Raw genomic sequence first — 21,200 nt, forward strand, 5'->3', positions numbered from 1 at the left:
CTCCTCTGCGGGAGGGCCGTAAAGCCGAAAGAGCGCGCTCTCCGGCGCGCTCTTTCGGCTTCGCAAAGCTCCTGTCCCGCTTATTCGAGAGAGCGGAAGAAAAGCTCAGCGGATCAGGTACAGATTCTTCCGCTGTCTTCCGAAGGCTTCCGTCTCCTCGTGCGTATCAAAGTAGACGTCGATGATGCGCCCCTTGATCTTCCCCCCCGTGTCCTCCGCCGTATAGACGACGCCGTCAAATTCGATCCGGGAGCCGAGCGGAATGACAGTCGGGTCCACGGCTATGGTATGTCCCGCCTGCGGTATCGTGCCGGTACAGGTCCGGTTCAGATTCCCCTCCTCGTCGAGGCACTCCGTCCTGTCATAGGCCGTCAGCTCAAAGACTCCGAGATCAATGACGCCGCCCTCTCCCGTGATCGGACCGAAGTCAGAGATCATGGGCGAATCGGAAGAGCGGGCGGGGCGAATCGATCCCACCGGGCTCTGATAATCCAAAACCTGAGTTCCCCCCTCTGCCTTTGCGCTCTCTCCGGAGGAGCTTCCGTTTCTGGTGACAGCCTGCGACTGCATCCTCTTTCCGGCGCCAAGAAGATTTATACTGACGAGAAGAAGGGCCAGCGCCGGGGCAAACAAATGCCCTCTTCCCCCTTTTTGTACTCTCCGGTATCCCGCGGGAAGCTCGATCACCGCCCCGCCCGCCTTTCTCCGGGACTGCCTCCTAATCCCATTCCTTTTCATACCGATCCCCCTTGCTCCAAAGCGATAGAACAAGATCTTCTTCCGTTGCTCTGTCTTCTCGCATTATGTCAAAATCGACCCGTTTTGTCAACTCCGGCTCAGCCTTTCTCAGCTGATCTGCCAGCGGACATGGCTCCCCTCCGCGTCCTTTGTGACAAGGAGCTGATCCTCGATCTCCTGCTTCAGCTCGGAGACATGGGATATAATACCAAGAAGCTTTCCCCCGCCGGACATATCGCGGAGCACGCGGACCGCCTGCTCTCTCGCATGCTCATCCAGTGAGCCGAAGCCCTCATCTATGAACATAAGCTCCAGATGCACCGAAGCAGAGCTCTCCTGGATCTGATCCGCCATCCCCATCGCAAGAGAGAGAGCCGCCATAAAGGACTCCCCGCCGGAGAGCGTGCGGACCTCCCTCTCCTTCCCCGTCACATAGGAATATACCGTCAAGTCCAGGCCCCGGTTCCTCCCGTCCCCGGCCTGCTCCTCCGGGATCATGCGAAGCTCGTACTGCCCAAGGCTCATCTCCCGGAAGCGAAGATTCGCATTTCGAAGGATGCGCCTTAGGAAATATCTCTGCACATAGGTCTCGATATCCATGCGGGAGCCGCTCCTTTTCCCGGAGAGACACCGGTAAAGTCCCTCCAGGCGGGAGGCCTCCTTCGAGAGCTTCTCCCGCTCCTCCATCCTGGGAAGGAGCGCCCGGGAGAGAGCGCGGTCCGAGAGGAGGAGCATCGAGAGCTTCTCCTTTTTTTCCGAGAGAAGGAGAAAGCGCCGCTCTGCCTCCTCCCTCTCCCGGAAAAGCTCTGAAAGCTCCGGCTTTTCCCTCCCTTCTGTGCTTTTTTTCGCGGCGAGGATCCTCCCGGAAAGCGCTGCCTTCCGTTCCGCATGTCTATTAAGCTCTGAGGCGAGCGCATCGCTCTCCTCCCTTCGATGTGCTCCGCAGACCTCCATCCACTCTTTTTCAGAGAGCTTCCTTTCGATGAGGAGCCCCTCATAGGCCGCTCTCCTCTCCTTATGCTCCGCATCACAGGCGGGAAGCTCCGATCGGATGCTGGAAAGGAGACTCTCCGAGGCCGCCCTTTTCTCCCTCAGCTCTCTAAGTCTCTGCTCCTGCTCTAAAAGCCTCCTCTGTCCCTCCTTCCGCTTCTCCGAAGCCCTCTTGAGATCCGCCTTCGCGGCCTCTTCATCCGGATAGAGCTTCCTGAAAAGGCAGCTCTCCCGCTCCGCCTTCGCCGCACTGAGCTCCTCTTTCCGGGAGAGAAGCTCGCTCTCGGCCTTCTTCTCCTCCTCTGCGGCTTTCTCCAGGATCTCTGAAAGCTTTTTGATCCCTTCTTCCAAAGAGGCCGCCCTCTCCCCCTCTTTCCGAAGCCTCTCTCTCTCTTTTTCCAGTCTCTCCCTTCCCAGGAGGAGCTTAGAGGAAAAAGCGGAGAGCTCCTCTTCCCTTTCCATGCTCCCTTCCTCCGCGGAAATCCTCCCGCGGAATTCCTCGACCGCTCTGGAATATGCCCTCGCTTTCTCCTCCCGGAGCTTCTCTGAAGCCCCGGCCTCTCCGGAGAGCTCCTCCTGCTCCTTTTGCAGGAGAAATACACTCTCCCTCAGCTTCTCGAGCTCCTCCCTCCCCGGAATCCTCTTCTCCTTCGGAATCCTGCAGGGAGAAGGATGCTCCAGGGAGCCGCAGACAGGGCAGGGGGAGCCGGGACATAGCTTCTCCCTCGCGAGAATTCCCGCCTGCGCATCGAGAAAGGCCTCCCTCGCCTCCTGATAGAACTTATTTCTCCTCCGGACCTCTCCGCAAAGCCTGTCATAGCGCTCCCTGAGCTCCTTCGCCCTCTTTTCCTGCAGGCTCAGCTCCCGAAGCGCTCTCTCCAGATCCCGAAGCTCCTCCTCTCTCTGCTCTGCCTCCCTCCACTCCCCTTTCCAGCGCTCCTGCCGGACCTCAAGATCCGAGAGCGCCCGGAGCTCCCTCTCCGCCTCCTCCTTCTTCCCGGAGAGCTCTGCTCTTTTTCCCGCAAGCTCCAAAAGGCTTTTTTCTGTCTTTCTGAGGGCATCCTCCGCCAAAAGGAATTTTTTCTCCGCTCTTTTTCTTCTCTGAAAGCTCTCAATCGCTTCCTCTGCCCTCTCCTTGATCTTGGCATAGTCTCTCGTCGCCTCCTCGAAGGCGAGCTTCCGCCTCTCGTGCTCCGCTTCCTCTGCCCTCTCCCTCTCGAGAAAGCCCGGAAGAGCCTCCCTCTCCCGCGTCTCCTGCTCCCGGAGAAGAGACAGCCTCTTCTCACTGTCTCTTAGGCGGAGAAAGAGGGAGGAGATCTCATAGGAGAAGCGGATCTTCCGGGAGAGAAGCTCTTTTTCCGAAAACTCAGGATCAAGTCCCTTAAGCTCGGACAGCTCCTTCTCCGCATCCGAGAGCTCGGTGAAGGCCCGCGCCAGAGCCTCCCCCTCCTTATAGCGGTCCCGTTTTTCATTTCTCTCCCGGGAGCAGCTCTCATAGCGTGAAAGGATCTCTCTGTTCTCCTCCTCCAAGGAGGAGAGCAGCGCCTCCAGTCCCCGGAGAAAGTCGTCCATCAGTGCGGCGGAGAGGCCATCCTCCGAGAGGAGACGCTTCTGAAGCTCCAAAAGTCTCTGCCAGCTCCCCCCCTCCGGGACGAGAAGGTGGGAGAGCTCTGTCCTGCTCTCCGTACAGAGGGCGGCCAGTCCTCTCTCCTTCTCCCGGAGGCGCCCTAAAAGCTCATCCGTCAGTCTCTGATAGAGCTCCGTCCCGAAAAGCTTTCGAAAGATCAGCTTCTTCTCCTCAGAGCGCGCCCGGAGGAGCTCCATGAATTCTCCCTGCGCGATCATCGCGACCTGCATGAACTGTGTCTTGCTCAGCCCTACAAGCTCGACAAGCTTTCGGTCCGCCTCCTTCTCCGGATACTCGCTCCCGTCCGGAAGAAGGAGGGATACCCTTCCGCTCTCCTCCTTAAAGCCCTGTCCTCTTTTTAAGGGGCGGATATGGCGGGGAACGCGGTGCACCGTGTAGATCTCCTCCCTCTCCCCCCTCCTCTCCGAAAAGCGAAGCTCCGCAAAGGGCTCTAAGGAAAGCGGCGCATACTGGCTCTGAAGCTCGGATCCGCTCTTTTTATTCGCCCCGGAGCTCGCTTCTCCGTAGAGGGCAAAGACCAGGGCGTCAAAGATCGAGCTTTTCCCGGAGCCGGTATTTCCGCTCACGAGGAATAGCTCCTGATTGGGCTTTGTAAAATCGATGGTCACGGCCTTCCCGTAGGAGGAAAAGGCCTGGAGCTTAAGCTGCAAAGGGCGCATAAGATTCTCCGTTCTCAGCACTTTGGGGATTTTTCCCCGCTTTTTTTCTCCGCCATAAAAGCGGCGCTCTCCCAATAAAAGGACAATGCTTCCGGCGCACTCCTTCCCAAAAAAGAAGGGCAGCAGACGACAAATCACGGCTACACGACAAATCACGCTGCGCACCGGATCACAGCCGCGCGCTAAATCATAACTGCACGCCAATTCACGGCTGCGCTCCGAAGCTCTCAGATCGAATTCAGGGCATCCGCGAGAATCCTCTTCTCCTCCTCATCCGGATCCCCGAGGAAGGCGCAGCAGAGCGAAAAAGGATCGCTCTCCTCCTCGAGCGGGAGAGACTGCCTCGTCTTCTCCTCCGGGAGAAGACGGCGAATCTCCAAAAGGTTCGGAAAGGCAGCGCGCAGTCTGTCCCGGATGTCCGGAGACTCCTCGCTCTCCGCCGTGAGGAGAAGCGTGACATAGTCCGTCGTAGGGGACTCCAGAAGCTCCGCCGCGTTCCCTTGGAGAACACGGAGCTCCCGGAGCGGGTGAAGCGGCAGCCGCTCTGTGCGGATCTCTCCCTTTTTCTCCATCTCCACCAGGATGACAGCCTTTTCCTGCCCCGCCTCGCTCACGGAAAAAGCGAGGGGGGAGCCGGAGTAGCGGAAAAACTCCGACCCCACCCGCATGGGCTTATGGATATGTCCGAGTGCCGCATAGTCGAAGCGCTCCAGGAGATCGGCCTTTACCGCATCGATATTCCCGATCGTCCGGATCTCGGAGTCCATCCTCTCGATCTCCCCCGCCTTCTTCGAGGACGGAAGGTAAAACTGGTGGCTGAGAAGGACATTTCTCTCCTCCTCCCGGATCTTCTCCCGGGAAAAAAGACGGTGGAGGCAGTCGTCGTAGCTGAGTGCCTCCTCGCTTTTGAAGAGCTTCGTCAGCATGGAGGGCCGGACGAAGGGGAGGAGATAGAAGTTGACCGCCCCGAAGGAATCCTCCAGGCGGACCCTCTCCATAAACTCATCCTCCCTCCTCGGAGGCTGACCGATCATGTGGACATGCTCCCTCCGAAGGATGCTCCGAAAGACATTGAGCCTCGGCGCACTGTCGTGATTTCCGCTGATCAGCATAAGCTCCGTCCCCGGGGCGGCCTGAAGGAGCATGTCGAGAAAGCGGTCAAAGAGCTCCACGGCCTCTGCGGAAGGGACCGCTTTATCGTAGATGTCCCCCGCGATGAGGATCGCGTCCGGCTTCTCCCTCTTCGCGTAATCCGCGATCTCCGAAAAGATATATTCCTGATCCTCCCGGAGATCCCGGTTAAAAAGCTTGAGTCCGATGTGCAGATCGGAGAGGTGAAAAAATCTCATCTTATTCCAGGCTTCCTTCCTCTAAGCATTCTTCCTTTATCCGCCCTTCTATTCGCTTTTCTGTCCGACTTTCTGTCCGGCTTTTTATCCGCCCTTCTGTCCATCTTCCTCGTCCTTTGCCCAGCCAAAGCAGGACGAGACCGCCTTGTTCCAGCCTCGGATCTGCCTTCCTCTCTCCTCCTCCGTCATCTTCGGATGAAATTCCCGGTCTATGCCCCAGCTCCTCTTCACCTCCTCCCGGGATTCCCAGAAGGAGACCGCAAGCCCTGCAAGATAAGCCGCCCCCAGCGCCGTCGTCTCGACGCAGAGCGGGCGCCGCACCGGGGAGCCGCAGATATCGGCCTGAAACTGCATGAGGAAGTCATTCCGGCAGGCCCCGCCGTCCACGCGGAGGGAGGAGAGATGGATGCCGGAGTCCATCTCCATCGCGCGGAGGACGTCATTACTCTGAAAGGCGAGGGATTCCAGGGTCGCCCGGATGATATGGTACTTATTTACCCCCCTCGTAAGGCCGGTGATCGCGCCTCTCGCATAGGGATCCCAAAAGGGTGCTCCGAGCCCGGTGAAGGCCGGCACCACGTAGCAGCCGTTGGTATCGCTGACTCTGGTCGCAAAGTACTCGGAATCCGGCGACTGATCCAGGATGCGGAGCTCGTCCCGGAGCCACTGGATCGCGGCCCCCGCGACATAGACGGATCCCTCCAGGGCATAGTTCACCTTCCCGTCTATCCCCCAGGCGATCGTCGTCAGGAGACCGTTTTTCGAATCAATCGGCCTCTCCCCGGTATTCATGAGCATGAAGCAGCCGGTGCCGTAGGTATTCTTCGCCTCTCCCTCCAAAAAGCAGGTCTGCCCGAAAAGCGCCGCCTGCTGATCTCCCGCCGCGCCGGCGATCGGGACCTCTCCCCCGAAAAACTCCGGCTCGCTCTTCCCGTAGAGGAAGCTCGAGGGTCTCGCCTCCGGGAGAAGCGCCATGGGAATTTCCAGGAAATCACAGAGCTCCCGGTCCCAGGAGAGAGTATTGATGTTGAAAAGAAGAGTCCGGGAGGCGTTGGAATAGTCCGTCACGTGAACCCTGCCCTTTGTGAGCTTATAGATCAGCCAGGAATCCACCGTGCCAAAGCAAAGCTCCCCTCTCTCCGCCCTCTCTCTGGCCCCCTCCGTGTGGTCTAAAATCCAGCGGATCTTTGTGCCCGAGAAGTAGGGGTCCAGAAGAAGCCCGGTCTTTTTTCGAAAAAGCTCCGCGCTCTCCGGATGCTCCGCCCGGAGGCGCTCCGTCATGTCCGCAGTCCTCCTGCACTGCCAGACGATGGCGGGGCCGATCGCCTGTCCCGTTTTCCGGTCCCAGAGTATCGTGGTCTCCCGCTGATTCGTGATCCCGATCGCGGCGAGCTCCCGCCAGCTGATTCCGAGCTTCTTCATGGCCTGCCTCGCCGCGGAGAGCTGTGCCTGCCAGATCTCCTCCGCGTCGTGCTCCACCCAGCCGGGCTTCGGATAATGCTGCGTGATCTCCCGCTGCGAAAGCGCGGCAGTTTTCCCCTCCCGGTCAAAGAGGATGCAGCGCACACTGCTCGTACCGGAATCCAAAGCCATGATATACTTCATCGCCGCTCCCCGCCTTTCCTTCCCTCCGCCCGGACAGCTTCCGCTCCTGTCTCCGTCTTCCCCGCGGCTTCCAGGATTCTCGATGCGGAGAGTCGAAGGAGCTCAAGACTGAGCTCTCCCTTCCGGAGGGCCTCCCTCATATTCTCAAGATCCTCCGGAGCTCCCGGCATGATGAGATCATTCCCCGCCCTGATGCAGCCGCTCGCCGTGCAGAGCGCAGCATCTGTACTCATATTCGTCGTTCCCCAGTCGCTCATGATGAACCCCCGGAAACCCCATTCCTTTCTCGCGATCTCCGTGCAGAGCGCGCGGTTATTCGCGCTGTGCACTCCATTGATGAGATTATAGGAGCTCATGATCGCCCCCGGAGCCGCATTTTTCACGGCGAGCTCAAAGCCGCGGAGATAGATCTCCCGGAGAGCCCTCTCGGAGACGATATCGTCGGAGCCCATGCGGTTGTCCTCCTGATTGTTCCCCGCAAGATGCTTGATCGTCACAAAATGCCCCTTCCTCTCCTGCACCCCGAGGGAAAGGGAGGCCGCCATGACGCCGGAGAGAAGCGGATCCTCGGAATAATATTCGAAATTTCTCCCGCAGAGCGGATTCCTGTGAATGTTCATGCCGGGCGCAAGCCAAATCGTGATATGGAAAAGCTCCATCTCCTCGGAAACCGCCTCTCCGATCTCCCGGAGGAGCCGGGGGTCAAAGCTCTGCGCAAGGAGAGTCCCCACCGGAAAGGCCGTGCAGTACTGATAAACGATGCGCTCCGCGGGATCCCTCTCCTCCGCTTTCCGAAAGAAGCCGCACTCCAGCGCGGAAATAAGTCCGCCGGAGAGAAGCCTTCCGTCCTTCTCCCTCGGCTCTGCCTCCAGGCGAAGCCCTGCCGGGCCGTCCGCGAGCATCATCGACTCCACTTTCCCAAACGCAGTATCCAAAGCGATCGTCTCCCCGGCGGCGCCGGGCACGGACTGCGGGAAAGCCTCCTTCCCCTCCTGCTCTCTGATCCTCCCCGTCACAAGATGAAGGAGCTCCTCCTCCGAAAGTCCCGCCGCGATTTCCGCGGCCCTCCTTCCGGGCAAAGGCCCCTCTTCCCGATAGGGGAGCTCGCGAAGACAGAGCTTCTCCGCCGGAAGCTCCGTCTCCGGAAGCGAAAGCTCCTCCCAGGCCGCGCAGAGCTTCTCCTGCATTTCCCGGCTCCGTCTGATCTCGGAGAGCTCCTCCCGGATCGAAAGCTCCGGGCGAAGCTTCAAAAGCACAGCCTCTCTTTCGAGCCGAAGCTTCCAGACCGCCTTCGACGTCCTGAGGCTTCCGCCGATCCAGATCCCATAGCGGCCTCTCTCCAGGAGATAGGCAGATCGCTTCTCATCGTAGGAAGCGAGAAGATAGATCGGAATCCGAAGCAAAAATTCCTCACTCTCCCCCGGGGAAAGCAGGGCGGTCTTTCGAAAGCCGATCAGCCTCCTGTGCTCCTTCTCCAGCTCTCCGGCAGGAAGGGAAGCATAGATCTGGACGCACTCCCTCCCCGCATAGCGGGAGCCGGTATTCTCGACCCGGATCGAAAGCTCCAGGGCCGGCTCTCTCTCCACGCCCTCCGCCTGCTCTTCCCGATCCCCGGATTGCAGGCCAAGTCCGGAGAGAAGCGTGGAGCCATAGGAGAGCGCGGACTCCGCCTCCCCCTCCAAAAAGCGAAGCGACTCGAGGCGGATGCTAAAATCCGTATAGGAAAGTCCCTCTCCAAAGCCATAGCGAAGCGGAACAGAGAAGCTGTCAAAATAGCGGTAGCCGACATAAATCCCTTCCCTGTATTCCTCCCGAGAGAGATCGCCGCTCAGATAGGAAAAGGACTCCGCGTTCGGATAGTCCTCATAGCGAAGCGCCCAGCTGTCTGTGAGCCTCCCGGAGGGAGAGACCGCGCCGGATAAGATATCCGAGACGGCATTCCCCCCTTCCATCCCGGGCTGAGAAAGGAAGAGAATCGCGCGGATATTCGGAAGCCGCTCCGTAAAGGAGAGATCCACGGGACCCCCGGTATTCAGAAGGAGGATCAGATCCCGGTAGAACTCTGAAAGCTCCGAAAGCTCCCGCTCCTCCTCTTTACTCAGAAAATAGTCTCCCGGCTCTTTCCTCCGGTCTTTTCCCTCTCCGGCGGTCCGGCTCAGGACATAGATCGCGCAGTCCGCCTCTGTCTTTACGATTTTTCCGCCGCTTGGGCTGCGGAATGGATTTTTGGCATAAATCTCAAAAAATTCCGCATCATTCCCATTCCCTTCCTCAAACTCCGAGAGAATCCTATCTCGCCAGGAAAGCCTCGCCTCCTGGAAGCGCTTCTCATAGTCGGAGAGCCAGTCCTCATTTTCGATTGTAAAGCCGGCGCTTTTCAGCCCCTGCCAGATGTTCACAGACTCCCGCGCATTGACATCTCCCGAGCCGCTTCCTCCCTTTACGGTCCTCACCGCGCCCGCGCCATAGAGAGCGATACTCTGCCCCGCAGCAAGCGGAAGGATCCCTTCATTTTTCAAAAGCACGATTCCTTCTGCCGCGGCTCGCCTCGCCAAAGCCCGGTGTCTGATCTCATAATCCAAAAGCTTCCGCTCTGCTCTTTCTCCCATCAAAAGCCCTCCTTCCGTCTTTTTTCTCCCTCTCCGCCCGCCTTCTCTCCTTCCACTTCCCACTTCTCCTCCGCAGGGCGTGAGCGCCTTCGAAAAAGACCGCCCCCTCTCTTTTCGTTTCCCCGCCGGAGAAATACCGCAGGGCGGATCCTCTCCCAGTCAGTCCCAGACATAATGTCGGCCCCGCTGTGCCGCTTTTCTCCCTCTTAGAGCCAGTCCCAGTCCGGGATAAAGCTCTCCTTCGCCGCGCCCTCCTCCTGGATAAAGGCGTGCTCTATTCCGAGGGAGAGCGCATAGTCCAAGAGCCGCCCGTACTCCCGCTTTGTCACACAGCGATTGATCTCCGGATAAGCCGAGAGGCCCGGAACGGGGGTGTACTGCTGCATGAGGCTGAGATATACCTTCTCCCCATAATGCTCGTGGACATAGCGAACGATTGCCTTCCCGTCCCGCACCATACCGGGCATCAGAAGATGGCGGACGATCACGCCCCTCCTCATCATCCCCCGGGAATCAAAGACCGCCTCCCCGCACTGCTCCGTCATCTCCCTGAGGCTCTCCTTCGCTCTCTCTGGATAATCGAAGGCAGCAGAATAGCGCTGAGCCTTCTCAGGATCCATATATTTAAAATCCATGAGATATATGTCTGCGAGTCCCTTCAGGAGCCGAAGCTGAGGTCTGCACTCATAGCCCGAGCAGTTGATCACATAGGGAATCCGGAGCCCTCTCTCCCTCGCCTCCCACATCGCGGGGACCAGCAGAGGGATCTCGTGATCCGGACTCACGAGATTGATATTGTTTGCCCCCTCCTTCTGCAGCCGGAGAAAAAGCTCCGAAAGCTCCGACGGGCGAAACGCTCTCCCACCCTCCCTCCGGGAAATCGCAGAATTCTGGCAAAAGACGCAGCGAAGGGCACAGCCTGTGAAAAATACGGCCCCGCTCCCCTCCTTACCGGAGATGCACGGCTCCTCCCAGAAATGGAGAGCGGCCCTCGCCACAAAAAGCTTCGAGGAGGCTCCGCAAAAGCCCCTCTGCCCGAGGAGGCGGTTCACAGCACACTGCCTCGGACAGAGACGGCAGGAGGACAGAATCCCGGAAGGATCCTCAGAAAAACACTTCTCTCCTTCTTCCCTCTTCTCTTCCATTCTATTCCCCAAAGACTCGCGCCGATACTTTCGCCCCGGTACTTAAACGCTCCGAGTCTGACGCCCCGGCCATTTTGTCTGTCCGCGCACAGGCCGTCTGCCGCCCCGGCAACTCGGCTTCGCCCGGGTGGCTTCAGCCGATCTCCCTGCGGGAGGCACTTCTCTCCGAGAAGACTCAAGGTCGCTCCGAGTCTGCCTGATGGCAGACTTCTACGCTATGATAACAAGCTGTTTCCTGCCTGGCAAGATTGGTGTCTTTTCTTTCCGAAAAAAAACTGTTATGCTGTCCGGAGGATTTGAAAGATAGAAGAAAGCAGAGAACCGCAGTCGGGGAGGGAAGGTATCGATGGAGGAGCTTACAAGAGAAGTCAGCGCGGAGGAGCTTGAGAGCTGGCCGCGCTCCTCATACAGAAGCATCGACATCCGGGACGAGGAGGATTTCCGACAGGGAAAGCTTCCCGATGCCGTCCGGATGGACATCAAGAGGATTGCCGATGGGGAGCATGGACTCCCGAAAGACCGGCGTCTTCTTCTCTACTGCAAATACGGCTCCCTCTCCCGGCAGGCCGCTGAGCTGCTCTTTGAGCAGGGCTATGATGCCTGGAGCCTGAGGGGGGGCTATGGGGATTGGCTGCTCCGGAAGATACAGAGGGAGCTCTGCCCCGAGGAGCGCCGGAGAGAGGTAGAGGAAAGCATCCGAAAGCGCTTTCGAAGAAGGCTGTACACCCCCTTCGCAAAGGCCTTGAATGATTATGAGCTTGTGGAGGAGGGAGACCGGATCTGTGTCTGCATCTCGGGCGGGAAGGATTCCATGCTCATGGCAAAGCTCTTTCAGGAGGTAAAGAGGCATAATAAGTTCCCCTTTGAGCTTGTCTTTTTATGCATGGACCCCGGCTACAATGAGGCGAACCGCCGCATCATCGAGGAAAACGCCGCCCTCCTCGGCATCCCGCTTTGCTTCTTCCAGACGGAGATCTTCGACGCGGTTTTTCACATCGAAAAATCCCCCTGCTATGTCTGCGCCAGGATGCGGCGCGGCTGGCTTTACAGGAGGGCCCGGGAATTGGGCTGCAACAAGATTGCGCTCGGCCACCATTATGACGATGTGATCGAGACCGTACTGATGGGCATGCTCTACAGCGGCCAGTTTCAGGCCATGATGCCGAAGCTCCGCTCCACAAACTTCGAGGGCATGGAGCTCATCCGCCCCCTCTACCTGATCCGGGAGGAGGATATCCTCCGCTGGCGGGACGAAAACCATCTGAACTTTATCCAGTGCGCCTGCAAGTTCACCGAGAGCTGCAGCAGTTGTCAGACCGACGGCACGAGCAGCTCCAAGCGGCTTGAGACAAAGAGGCTCATCGCAAGTCTCAAAAGGACGAACCCCTTTATCGAAAAAAATCTTTTTAAATCCATGGAGAACGTATCCTTAAATACGGTTCTCGCCGTCCGGGAAAACGGCGTAAAGCACAGCTTCCTGGAATGGTACGGCAAAAAGCGGAGCTTCTGAACGATCAGGTGCGGAAACCGCTTTTCTTCATGAGCTCTCCCAGCGTCGTTGTGACGGCACCGCTCTCACGGTAGTTCTCGCGGAAGTTCTCCCGCTCTCTCCTCTCCTCCCTGTCCGCTCTCTCGCTCTCCAGCTCCTTCATGGAGAGACTGATGCGGCCGTCCTTCATCGCCGTGATCTTGACCGTGACGCTCTGCCCCTCCTTCAGGACATCCGCCGGCGTCTTGATCCTCCTCTGGGAGATCTGGGAGACATGCAAAAGCCCGGTCACGCCGTCCCCGATATCGACAAAGGCGCCGTAATCCTTCAGGCTCTCAACCTTCCCCTCCAGCACGGATCCGACCTCCAGCTTCGCGGCCTTTTCCGCCCGCAGTTTCTCGGCCTCCTCCCGGAGAAGCTCCTTTGCGGAGAGAACAAGCCGGTTCCCCTCGGGTTCCGCAGTGACGACTCTCACCGTAAGCCGCTTTCCGACCCAGTTCGGGAGATCCTTCTCCTCCACAAAGGAGAGGGAGAGCTTAGAGGCGGGGATGAAGGCGCGAATCCCCTCGAGAGTCGTGGTCACACCGCTCTTCACCGCTTCCTGGATCTCCACCTCTACCGGAATCTTATTCTCATAATCATCCAGGATCTTCTCCCACTGGGCCATGTCCGCTCTCTTTTGCTGCCTGTGGCTGCGGAGGGACTCCTCCAGCTCCTCCTTATAATCCTCCATGGAGGGAATTTCCTTCCCGTCCGATGTCATCATCTCTTTCTCCCGCTCTTCTTCCATCACTTCTACCTCACCTTTCCAGCCTGAGCCGGCTGACAAAAAATTCTCACTTCGGATATCCTAGCACAGAGCATAGGAAAAGTCACCTTTCATTTCCCGCTCTCCGGCGCCTCAGTCTCCGATGACATTTCGGATCGCCACCGGCGTCCGGTAATTCCAGCGATAGATCCGGATACCCGATCTTCTGGACGCCGCGTTTACGACCTGCCCGTTTCCGATATAGATCCCGACATGGTTCACCCTCCCGGAGCGGTTTGCGTAGAAGATAAGATCGCCCGGCCGCATGCTGCCGCTGTCCACCTTGACACCGGTCCTGGCCTGCTCCCTCGAAACTCTCGGAAGGTAGATATCAAAATTCTTCATGACGGACTGCGTAAAGCCCGAGCAGTCCGCGCCATGGGTGAGGGATGTCCCTCCCCAGACATAGCGGTTCCCGACAAACTGGCAGGCGAAGTTTACGATCTGGTTCCGCCTCTCCATCGCCGCATTCGCCGCCTCCAGCGCCGGATGATATTCTACAGCCTCCTGGAGCCCGTAGGTGACGGAGACATTGTTGTCCCTCGTGGAGACATAGGCCCCCTGCTCCCCATCGTCGTCATCCCCGCTGTCCAGGTCGAGCTGCACCCATCCGTCGAGCTGATTGACGACCAGATACCTCTGATCCTTTGTGATCTGCGTCCAGGCCCTGGACTCCGTGCTCGGCTCGGAGCGGACATTGAGGGAATTCGTATTGACGATCGCCATGACCTGCGCATTGTCAACGGCGAGTCTCTCCGCCTCCGCCCCGGTCGCAACGAGCTCCGCCTTCACATAGCCCGTCACGGCTCCCGACTGGATCTTGTACCAGCCGTTCTCCTCCCCCAGAATATTGCCCCCCGCAAAGCCCGGGAATTTGCCGACGATGTTTCGTATGCCGTCCTCCTCCGGACTCGAACGGATATTGATATAATCCCCCGCCTTTGAGACCCCGAGACGGTCATAGAGATTTAAGACCTTTTGCTTTAAGTTGAGAGACCTCGCCTCGTCGAGACCGTAGTCCAAAGAGACATTCTCCGGGTCCGCGGACATGTAGGCGGAGGAGATGCCGTCGATATTATCCACGGTGATCTCAACCCAGTCCCGGCCCGCTCTCCCGATCAGCTGGTAGGTCTCCCCCGCCGCGGCGGAGCCCACCGTATTTCCGTCGCTGATCTCCGGTGTGGAACGGATCCTGAGCTTATCCGCGAGAACCTTCGCCCTGGGGGCGAACAGCGTCTTCGCCTTCTCCTTCGCCTCTTCTCCGCCCAGGAGGAAGGAGGTCGAGATATAGCCGTCCATCCCTCCGGATCTCACATGGGCCCAGCCCTGCGCGCCCTCGGGATCGATCTCCTCGATATCCACAGCCGCCCCGTCCTTCAGCATGCCCATGATATTTGTGATATCCGTCTGGTTCGGCTTCGAGCGGAAGTTAATGTAAGACGCGCACTGTATGATGCCAAGATTTTGGTAATTGGAGAGCGCCTGCTTCATCTCCTCCGCGAGAAGCTGCCCGGAAAGTCTCTTGATCTCCGAGGCGGTCGCAGGCCCCTCCTGGGAGGAGAGTGATCCGGCCTCCTTCCCCGCGCCTCTCCCGGAAAGCGCCCCTCCCCGGACGAGGAAGAGGAGTATGAGGAAAAGAAGGGCGAGGAAAAGGGAGGCGGGAAGCAGCGGCCTGCCGGTCCCCCCGAAACGAAACCTGATCCTTGGTATCTTCATAGAAAGTTCTGCTCCGAATCTTCTCTGTTCTTCTCTGCCGCCGGGCGCTTTGAATCATTATCAGAGCCTGCCGCGGAGGAGAGAGCTTCGACACCGGAATCATAACATAATTCTGCGGACTTTTTCCAGTCCTCCTTCCTTTCGCCCCTTCCCTTTCTTTCTGCCGCTTCCTTTTCTTCCTTAGGAAAAGGAAGCGGCAGGCTGCGGCATACTATATGGCCCCCTTAATGAGACAAACTCGATGAGCTCTGCCTGTCCGCATATTTTATCAGGTACGCTCCGAGTCTCCCCGCCGCAAAACAGGGCCGTCGGAGTGACAGCGTGCTGCGTCGAACAGGAAAACATCAGGATCAAATGTAAGGACCGCTCTTTCTCATTTTGAGAGGATCATACGGTCGTTCGCGAAGCTTCCGCCGGAGGCCTCTTCGAATTTATGGAGGAGCTCCTCCACCGTGAGCCTTTTCTTTTCCTCCCCGGAGACATCGTAGAGGATGGAGCCGCCGTGCATCATGATGAGGCGGTTCCCGATCGCGATGGCGTCCCGCATATTATGCGTGACCATCAGCGCCGTGAGCTTGTCCTCCTCGACGATCTCTCTCGTAAGCTCCAGGACCTTCGAAGCGGTCTTTGGGTCCAGAGCCGCCGTGTGCTCGTCGAGGAGCAGCAGTCTCGGCCGCTTCAGTGTCGCCATGAGGAGGGTGAGCGCCTGCCTCTGTCCCCCGGAGAGAAGCTTCACCTTCGTCCCCATCCTGCCCTGGAGTCCGAGCTCGAGCCTGCCCAGCGCCTTCCGGTAGAGCTCTCTCTCCTTCTCCTGCACGGCCCAGCGGAGTCCTCTCCTCTCCCCCCGCCGATAGGCGAGGGCGAGATTCTCCTCGATCTGCATATCCCCCGCGGTCCCCTTCATCGGGTCCTGAAATACTCTTCCGATATATTTCGCCCTCCGGTGCTCCGGCATCCTCGTGATATTCGTCCCGTCGATCTCGATCACGCCGGAATCCGGCTGGTAAACGCCCGCGATCATATTTAAGAGAGTGGATTTCCCCGCGCCGTTTCCCCCGATCACCGTCACGAAATCGCCTTCCTTAAGACAAAGGCTCACGCCGCAGAGCGCCCTTTTCTCATTGACCGTCCCTCTGTGAAAGGTCTTCCGGATCTTCGTTATCCTAAGCATTTTCCCCGACTCCTTCCGCTTCCTCCTCATCCTCCGCGCTGTACTCCCGATAGGACTTTTTCTCCCGCCACTTCGACAGAGCGACCGGCACACAGAGCGCAAGCCCGACGATGAGGGCCGAGAGCAGCTTCATATCGTTGGCCCGCATTCCAAGCCGCAGCACGAAAGCGCGGATCATAAAGTAAATGATGCAGCCCAGAACGGAGCAGCCCAGCTTCAGCCCGAAATTACGAGCCTTCCGAAAGAGCACCTCACCGATGACGATCGCCGCAAGTCCGATGACGATCGCGCCGGTCCCCATATTGACATCCGCATACTTCGTGGACTGCGCTACCAGGGCCCCGGAGAGCCCGACGAAGAGATTTGCGATGACGAGCCCGAGAAGCTTCACGCTGTTTGTGTTCACCCCGAGGGCCCGGATCATGTCTTCATTGTTCCCGGTCGCCCGGAGAGAGGAGCCGATCTCCGTCCCGAAGAACCAGTAGAGAAGGAGGACAGCGAGGATGGCGGCGAGCAATCCCACGACGAGCGTCGCCTCCGACTGTGTCAGGCCGAAGCGCCCCGCAAAAAAGGTGATGTCCGACGCGATCCGGTTCACGGACTGATTCGACTTGTTTGCCATAATGCGAAGATTGATCGACCAAAGTGATATCTGCGTCAGGATCCCCGCGAGGATCGCGGGGATTCCGAAGAAGGTGTGCAAAATACCGGTCACTGCCCCGGCGAGGCCCCCGGAAAGCGCGCCCAAGAGCAGGGCGATCGTCGGATCCACTCCCGAAAGCATCAGCATGGCGCAGACACAGCCGCCGAGCGTGAAGGAGCCGTCCGTCGTCATATCCGCGATATTCAGAATCCGGAAGGTAATGTAGACGCCGAGCACCATGAGAGACCAGATCAGACCCTGGGCGGCCGCGCCGAGGAGAGAGGCGAGAAAGCCGTTCCCGCTCCTTTGCTCCGAAAGCTTCGTGACATGGAGCTCATCATCGATCGAGAGCCCGAGAAGCTTCGCCTGCTCCTGATTGATCTTGAGCTTGAGCTTCTCCTCCGGGAGCTGCTCGATCGGGATATCTCCCGGCTTCTTCCCATCCTTTAGGATGGAGATCGCCTGCCGTCCCGCGAGATAGCCGAGCTCGTAGTAGTCCACGCCGTAGGTCGCGAGCCCTCCTCCCACAAGCTCTCCCTCCTCCCCGACGATGATCGGAATCCCATGGTCCGTCGTGACAGCGGCTACCGTCGCGATTCCGGCCGAAATCATATTGTCCGTCGGAACATAGAGCACATCGATCTTTCCGATCATGGACTCTGTCACCGTCTGAATCTCATTGGAGGAGGAGACGGAAAAGCTCTTCGTCTCGAGACCGAGCTCCGCGCAGCTCTTCTCCGCAAGCTCCACCTGGATCGCGGAATTCGCCTCCGAGCTGCTGGAGAGAATCCCCACCGTCCTTGTCTCCGGAAAGAGCTTCTTCAAAAGCTCCATCTGCTTCTCCACGGGCGTGAGATCCGAGGTCCCCGTGACATTTCCTCCCGGATGCTCATTGCTCTGTACCAGTCCGGAGGCCGCGGGATCCGTCACCGCGGAAAGGACGATCGGGATCTCCGTCGTCGCGGCCGCGGCGGCCTGCGCCGCCGGTGTCGCAATCGCATAGATCAGATCATCCCGATCCCCCACGAACTTATCGGAGATCGTCTGACAGGCCGACTGATCCCCGGAGGCATTCTGCTGATCGATGTGAAAGCGGAGGCCGGAATCCGAGAGCGCCTGCACAAAGCCCTCATTGGCGCGGTCCAGAGCGGGGTGCTGAATGAGCTGCAAAATCCCGACCCGGTACTCCCTCTCTCCGCCGTTTTCCGATGTCCCGCTCTCTCCGGTCTGCGGCCTCTCCTCCTCTCCCCGCTCTCCCGAAGAGAAAGCTCCGCTCTCCTCTTCTCCCGCGGAGCTCTTCTCTTCCCGCTGCTCCTCCGAAGAGAGCGTCTCCTGGCCCTTCGAAGAAAGAACCTCCTGTCCCGCCGAAAAACCGCAAAACGGCGAAAGCCCGAGCAAAAGCGCTGTCAATACCAGGGATAAAAGCGGCAGCGCCGCCCGTCTCCGTAAATCCATAATCCTCTCCTCCTGCCTTCCTCTCTGCCCGCTTGTATGCTTAAAAGCTTTAAAGTGCTAAAGTACATCCCAGATTATAGCGCTCCCGTCGGAAAATAGCAAGACTCCGCAAAAAAGGAGGCACAGCCGACAAAGCGGCCATGCCTCCCTGAGAAACCGTATCAGTGAGAAGGAAGTGAAGAAGGTTCCGAAACAAACGCCCCGCCCCGAAACTCCGAAGGGGAGCCGGGAAATTCCTCACTTCAGAAGCAGTCCGAAGATAAAGGATCCGATGACCAGGACGATTCCTCCTCCCAGACGGCTGGAGAGCTGCGCATAGGGGATCAGAGACATCCGATCCGCCGCGCCGAGCACAGCGAGATCTCCGGAGCCGCCCCGGTTTGCCATGCAAAGTCCGGCAGTGACTGCGGTATCGATCGGGAAAAATCCAACCAGATAACCGATGATCGCGGAGCCGATGATACAGCCGAGCACGATGAGCGCTGCGATCACCACATTGGAAAAGGTACAAGCGGCGAGAAGATCATGGATATTCGTATCCACCGCAACTCCGACCATGATGATATTGATGAGATTCTTCGTGAAGAAGCTCTGAAGCGTCTTCGCGGCATTTCGGATATTGTCCGGTATGATGCCGGTCAGAGCGGCGATCGCGACAAAGAGAATCACATAGGCGAACTGGTGGATCGGAGCGCCTCCGATCTCCGGGAGAATGGCCTTCGCGAAGAGTCTTCCGAGGGCATAGAAGGCGCAGGCCAGGAGGATCGCTCCGCCGTAGTCCCCGAGGCTGGGCTTTGCGAGCTTGGAATCATCCGCGTCGAAGTGCCCCTCCCGCATCAGCCGGGCCTTCGCCCCATCTCCTCCGGTCAGATCAGGCTTTGCCTCGCCGAGCTTCTTTAAGAGCGCGCCGGAGATGATCGCAAAGACATTGGCGATCGTCAGGATCGCGATCGCAAAGCTGTAATAATTCGCCGCATTATCCCCGGTCACGGACTCGTAGATCTGGGAGAGCGGCACAGCACCCGCTCCGTTTCCGCCCCCCATGACGGGAAGCACATACTTAATGAGGATCATGGCCGGCGTGACGCCAAAGAGCAGCCCCCCGAGAACCCCGAAGACCGCTGCTCCGATCAAGCCTCCGAAGATGGAGGGAATGTAGCCGATAAAGGATTTGATCATGAGCTTCCGGTCCAAGGAGATGATGGAGCCGGTGATCAAGAAGATAATGAAGAAGGAGAGAAAGTCCGATCCGACCGCCTTCGCCTCCGTCCCGTTCACCAGCATCTTCACGGAATCATCCATCAGAGTGCTGATCGCCGTGACATACTTATCCGGAATGCAGTTATAGCTGAACAAAACGGCGGAGACGATATAGGTCATAACGATGCCGCCTCCGACATAGGTATTCCAGATCGGAAGCCGGTTTCCGATCTGATCGCAGACGATCCCGATGCTGAGCATCAGAAGGAAGCAGCCCGCAAGATCCGTGGACAAGGTGCCGCGGTTCACACTGATATATGTGAGTACCACGATGATAAGCGCAAGCCACCAGGGAAGTCCCATGGGCTTGCACGGCGCAAGTAAAGCCTTTTTGTACTCTTCCATCTTATCCCCCTTTGATAGCATAATGGAAAGTTAAGTTCAGAGTATCATGCACGGATTTCTTTGACAATGTGCAGATACGACAAGCAAAAGAAGGATCCTGCAAAACCAGGGTGCAATTTGACCGCAGCTCGGAAATATTCTGTCGAATCTGTCAGATCAGAACCTGAAAAAATGGCTTTCTGCCTTAAGAGCCCGGCCGAGGAGAAGATAGGAGCCGCCTCATGATCCGGAAAACGGAAGAAGGCTCAAAATCTCCTCCCGGATCTCCTCCGGGCTTCTCCCGTCTGTCGCCACCAGAAAATCCGCCGCCGCCCGGTAATGCTTCTCCCGGCTTTCCATGAGGCTTCGGATCTCGGAAAGCCCGGCCCCTCCCCGGAGGAGCGGGCGCTCTTCTCTCCCTCTCTCGAGCCTTTTCAGGATCGTCTCCGGGGCGGCCGTGAGGTAGATCACCCTCCCGCTCTCCCGCATCATTCTCCGATTCCCCAAAAGGAGCGGAAGCCCGCCCCCGCAGGAGACGACATAGCTTTTGTCTCCGAGCTCCCGGAGTAGCCCGCTCTCCCGCATCCTGAAATCCTCCTCCCCGAAGCGCTCAAAGATTTCACGGATCGTCATCCCCGCCCTCTCCTCGATCTCCCGATCCATCTCCATCACAGGAAGACCCAGGCGCTCGGAAAGAAGCGGTGCCTGGGAGGACTTCCCGCATCCCATGAAGCCGATGAGAAAAAGATTCATCCTCCGCTCCTTTCCTTCCATAAAGATCCGGCGGACTCAGCGCTCCAAAAGAGAGAGCATGCTCTCCATCTCCTCCAGTCTCCACTGCCCCGGGGCCGATGGGGCGAAGAGGGAGGCGAAGCTGTAATCCGAGCCGGAGAGCTGTCCCGCAATGCGGGAAAAACGCCCAAGCTGCCCCATAGAGACCGCGATATACTCGTGCCTCTCCCTGTCCTCCTCCCGGAAAGCCCGGCAGGCGGAGAGAAGAGAAAGTACATCCTCCGGCTTTCTCGGCATAAGAGAAAGCTTCAGGATGTCCCCGCCGAGCGCTCTTAGATCCCGGTAGATCTGAAGGAGCTTCTCCCTTCCCTCTGTTTTCTCAAAATCATGATAAGAGGCAATCGCCCGAAGTCCGCGCGCCTTCGCTCTATCAAGGAAGAGGCGGATCCTCTCTCTCCGGGAGCTCTCCGCCTCTTCTTCGCATCTCTCCCTCCCTTTCTCCTCCTTCCGAGCATCCCGCGGGAGCTCAAGATCGATGAGACTAAGCCCCTCTGCTTTCAGCGCCGCCTCATTTCGGAGAAGGTAAGCCTCGAAGTCTCCCGGAAAGGCGCCCCCCTGCGCCGCGCTTCGAAGTGTGAAGAGGAGACTCTTCCCGGGGAGCCTTTCGGAGAGCGAGTGAAGAAAGGCCGGGAGAGCCTCATCGGAAATCCCCGCAGAGAGATCGTCCCGAAATTCCACAATAGAGATAAGAGGGGAGAGAGGATGCGCGGAGAGAGCCTCCGCCTCCCGCAAAAGCTCTTCTTCTCTCCCGCCCTTCAGCGGAATGCAGATCTTTGTCCTTCCCATCTCCCCTCCCAAA

The 21,200-nt window shown here is 58.4% G+C and carries 14 protein-coding genes and 1 pseudogene; 1 reads left to right on the forward strand and 14 read right to left on the reverse strand.

Translation table 11 applies throughout. From position 1 onward, the window contains the following. Positions 1–105: 105 nt before the first annotated feature. From HMPREF1986_RS12700 to HMPREF1986_RS12180, 6 genes are all read right to left on the reverse strand, one after another. Complete coding sequence (locus HMPREF1986_RS12700) at positions 106–738, reverse strand: 3D domain-containing protein (RefSeq protein WP_009216012.1); 633 nt, start codon at positions 736–738, stop codon at positions 106–108. A gap of 108 nt (positions 739–846) precedes the next feature. Continuing rightward, positions 847–4,035, reverse strand: coding sequence for an SbcC/MukB-like Walker B domain-containing protein (locus HMPREF1986_RS12160; protein WP_036600665.1), 3,189 nt, complete (start codon positions 4,033–4,035; stop codon positions 847–849). Between the two features lie 227 nt (positions 4,036–4,262). Continuing rightward, positions 4,263–5,384: an exonuclease SbcCD subunit D gene (locus HMPREF1986_RS12165; RefSeq protein ID WP_021775160.1), complete on the reverse strand. Its 1,122-nt coding sequence runs from the start codon at positions 5,382–5,384 to the stop codon at positions 4,263–4,265. Positions 5,385–5,468: 84 nt separating this feature from the next. Continuing rightward, the gene (gene glpK, locus HMPREF1986_RS12170; RefSeq protein WP_009216015.1) at positions 5,469–6,989 is read right to left on the reverse strand and encodes a glycerol kinase GlpK; all 1,521 of its coding nucleotides are present in this window, start codon (positions 6,987–6,989) and stop codon (positions 5,469–5,471) included. Beyond that, positions 6,986–9,598, reverse strand: a complete 2,613-nt coding sequence (locus HMPREF1986_RS12175; RefSeq protein WP_021775161.1) for a glycoside hydrolase family 3 C-terminal domain-containing protein — start codon at positions 9,596–9,598, stop codon at positions 6,986–6,988. The genes glpK and HMPREF1986_RS12175 overlap by 4 nt, the downstream gene beginning before the upstream one ends. Before the next feature lie 206 nt (positions 9,599–9,804). Next, entirely contained in the window at positions 9,805–10,743 is a 939-nt protein-coding gene (locus HMPREF1986_RS12180; protein WP_021775163.1) for a radical SAM protein, read from the reverse strand. 346 nt (positions 10,744–11,089) lie between these two features. Between HMPREF1986_RS12180 and HMPREF1986_RS12185 the strand changes: the two genes are divergently transcribed. Further along, a complete protein-coding gene (locus HMPREF1986_RS12185) occupies positions 11,090–12,253 on the forward strand; it encodes an ATP-binding protein (RefSeq protein ID WP_021775165.1) in 1,164 nt (387 codons plus the stop codon). A 4-nt stretch (positions 12,254–12,257) separates the two neighbouring features. Here the strand turns inward: HMPREF1986_RS12185 and HMPREF1986_RS12190 are convergent, their stop codons facing one another. From HMPREF1986_RS12190 to HMPREF1986_RS12710, 8 genes and pseudogenes are all read right to left on the reverse strand, one after another. Beyond that, complete coding sequence (locus HMPREF1986_RS12190; protein WP_242651674.1) at positions 12,258–12,998, reverse strand: S1 RNA-binding domain-containing protein; 741 nt, start codon at positions 12,996–12,998, stop codon at positions 12,258–12,260. 135 nt (positions 12,999–13,133) lie between these two features. Continuing rightward, the gene (locus HMPREF1986_RS12195; RefSeq protein ID WP_021775166.1) at positions 13,134–14,756 is read right to left on the reverse strand and encodes a C40 family peptidase; all 1,623 of its coding nucleotides are present in this window, start codon (positions 14,754–14,756) and stop codon (positions 13,134–13,136) included. Positions 14,757–15,129: 373 nt separating this feature from the next. Beyond that, positions 15,130–15,927, reverse strand: coding sequence for an ABC transporter ATP-binding protein (locus tag HMPREF1986_RS12200; protein ID WP_021775169.1), 798 nt, complete (start codon positions 15,925–15,927; stop codon positions 15,130–15,132). Then, positions 15,920–16,915 carry an ABC transporter permease gene (locus HMPREF1986_RS13810; RefSeq protein ID WP_256377467.1) on the reverse strand — a complete coding sequence of 332 codons (996 nt, stop codon included), beginning with the start codon at positions 16,913–16,915 and terminating at the stop codon, positions 15,920–15,922. Before HMPREF1986_RS13810 ends, HMPREF1986_RS12200 begins: the two co-directional genes overlap by 8 nt. Beyond that, positions 16,907–18,025, reverse strand: a pseudogene (locus tag HMPREF1986_RS13815) (ABC transporter substrate-binding protein); the annotation flags it as partial. The pseudogene HMPREF1986_RS13815 and the gene HMPREF1986_RS13810, both read right to left, overlap by 9 nt. Positions 18,026–18,262: 237 nt before the next feature. Continuing rightward, positions 18,263–19,630: a 2-hydroxycarboxylate transporter family protein gene (locus HMPREF1986_RS12210; RefSeq protein ID WP_081688491.1), complete on the reverse strand. Its 1,368-nt coding sequence runs from the start codon at positions 19,628–19,630 to the stop codon at positions 18,263–18,265. Between the two features lie 219 nt (positions 19,631–19,849). After that, complete coding sequence (locus HMPREF1986_RS12705) at positions 19,850–20,362, reverse strand: shikimate kinase (RefSeq protein ID WP_242837392.1); 513 nt, start codon at positions 20,360–20,362, stop codon at positions 19,850–19,852. Between the two features lie 36 nt (positions 20,363–20,398). After that, positions 20,399–21,187: a type I 3-dehydroquinate dehydratase gene (locus tag HMPREF1986_RS12710; RefSeq protein ID WP_021775174.1), complete on the reverse strand. Its 789-nt coding sequence runs from the start codon at positions 21,185–21,187 to the stop codon at positions 20,399–20,401. Between the last annotated feature and the right edge of the window lie 13 nt (positions 21,188–21,200).

Origin of the sequence: Oribacterium sp. oral taxon 078 str. F0263 (assembly GCF_000469565.1) — a bacterium.
GTDB lineage: Bacteria > Bacillota > Clostridia > Lachnospirales > Lachnospiraceae > Oribacterium.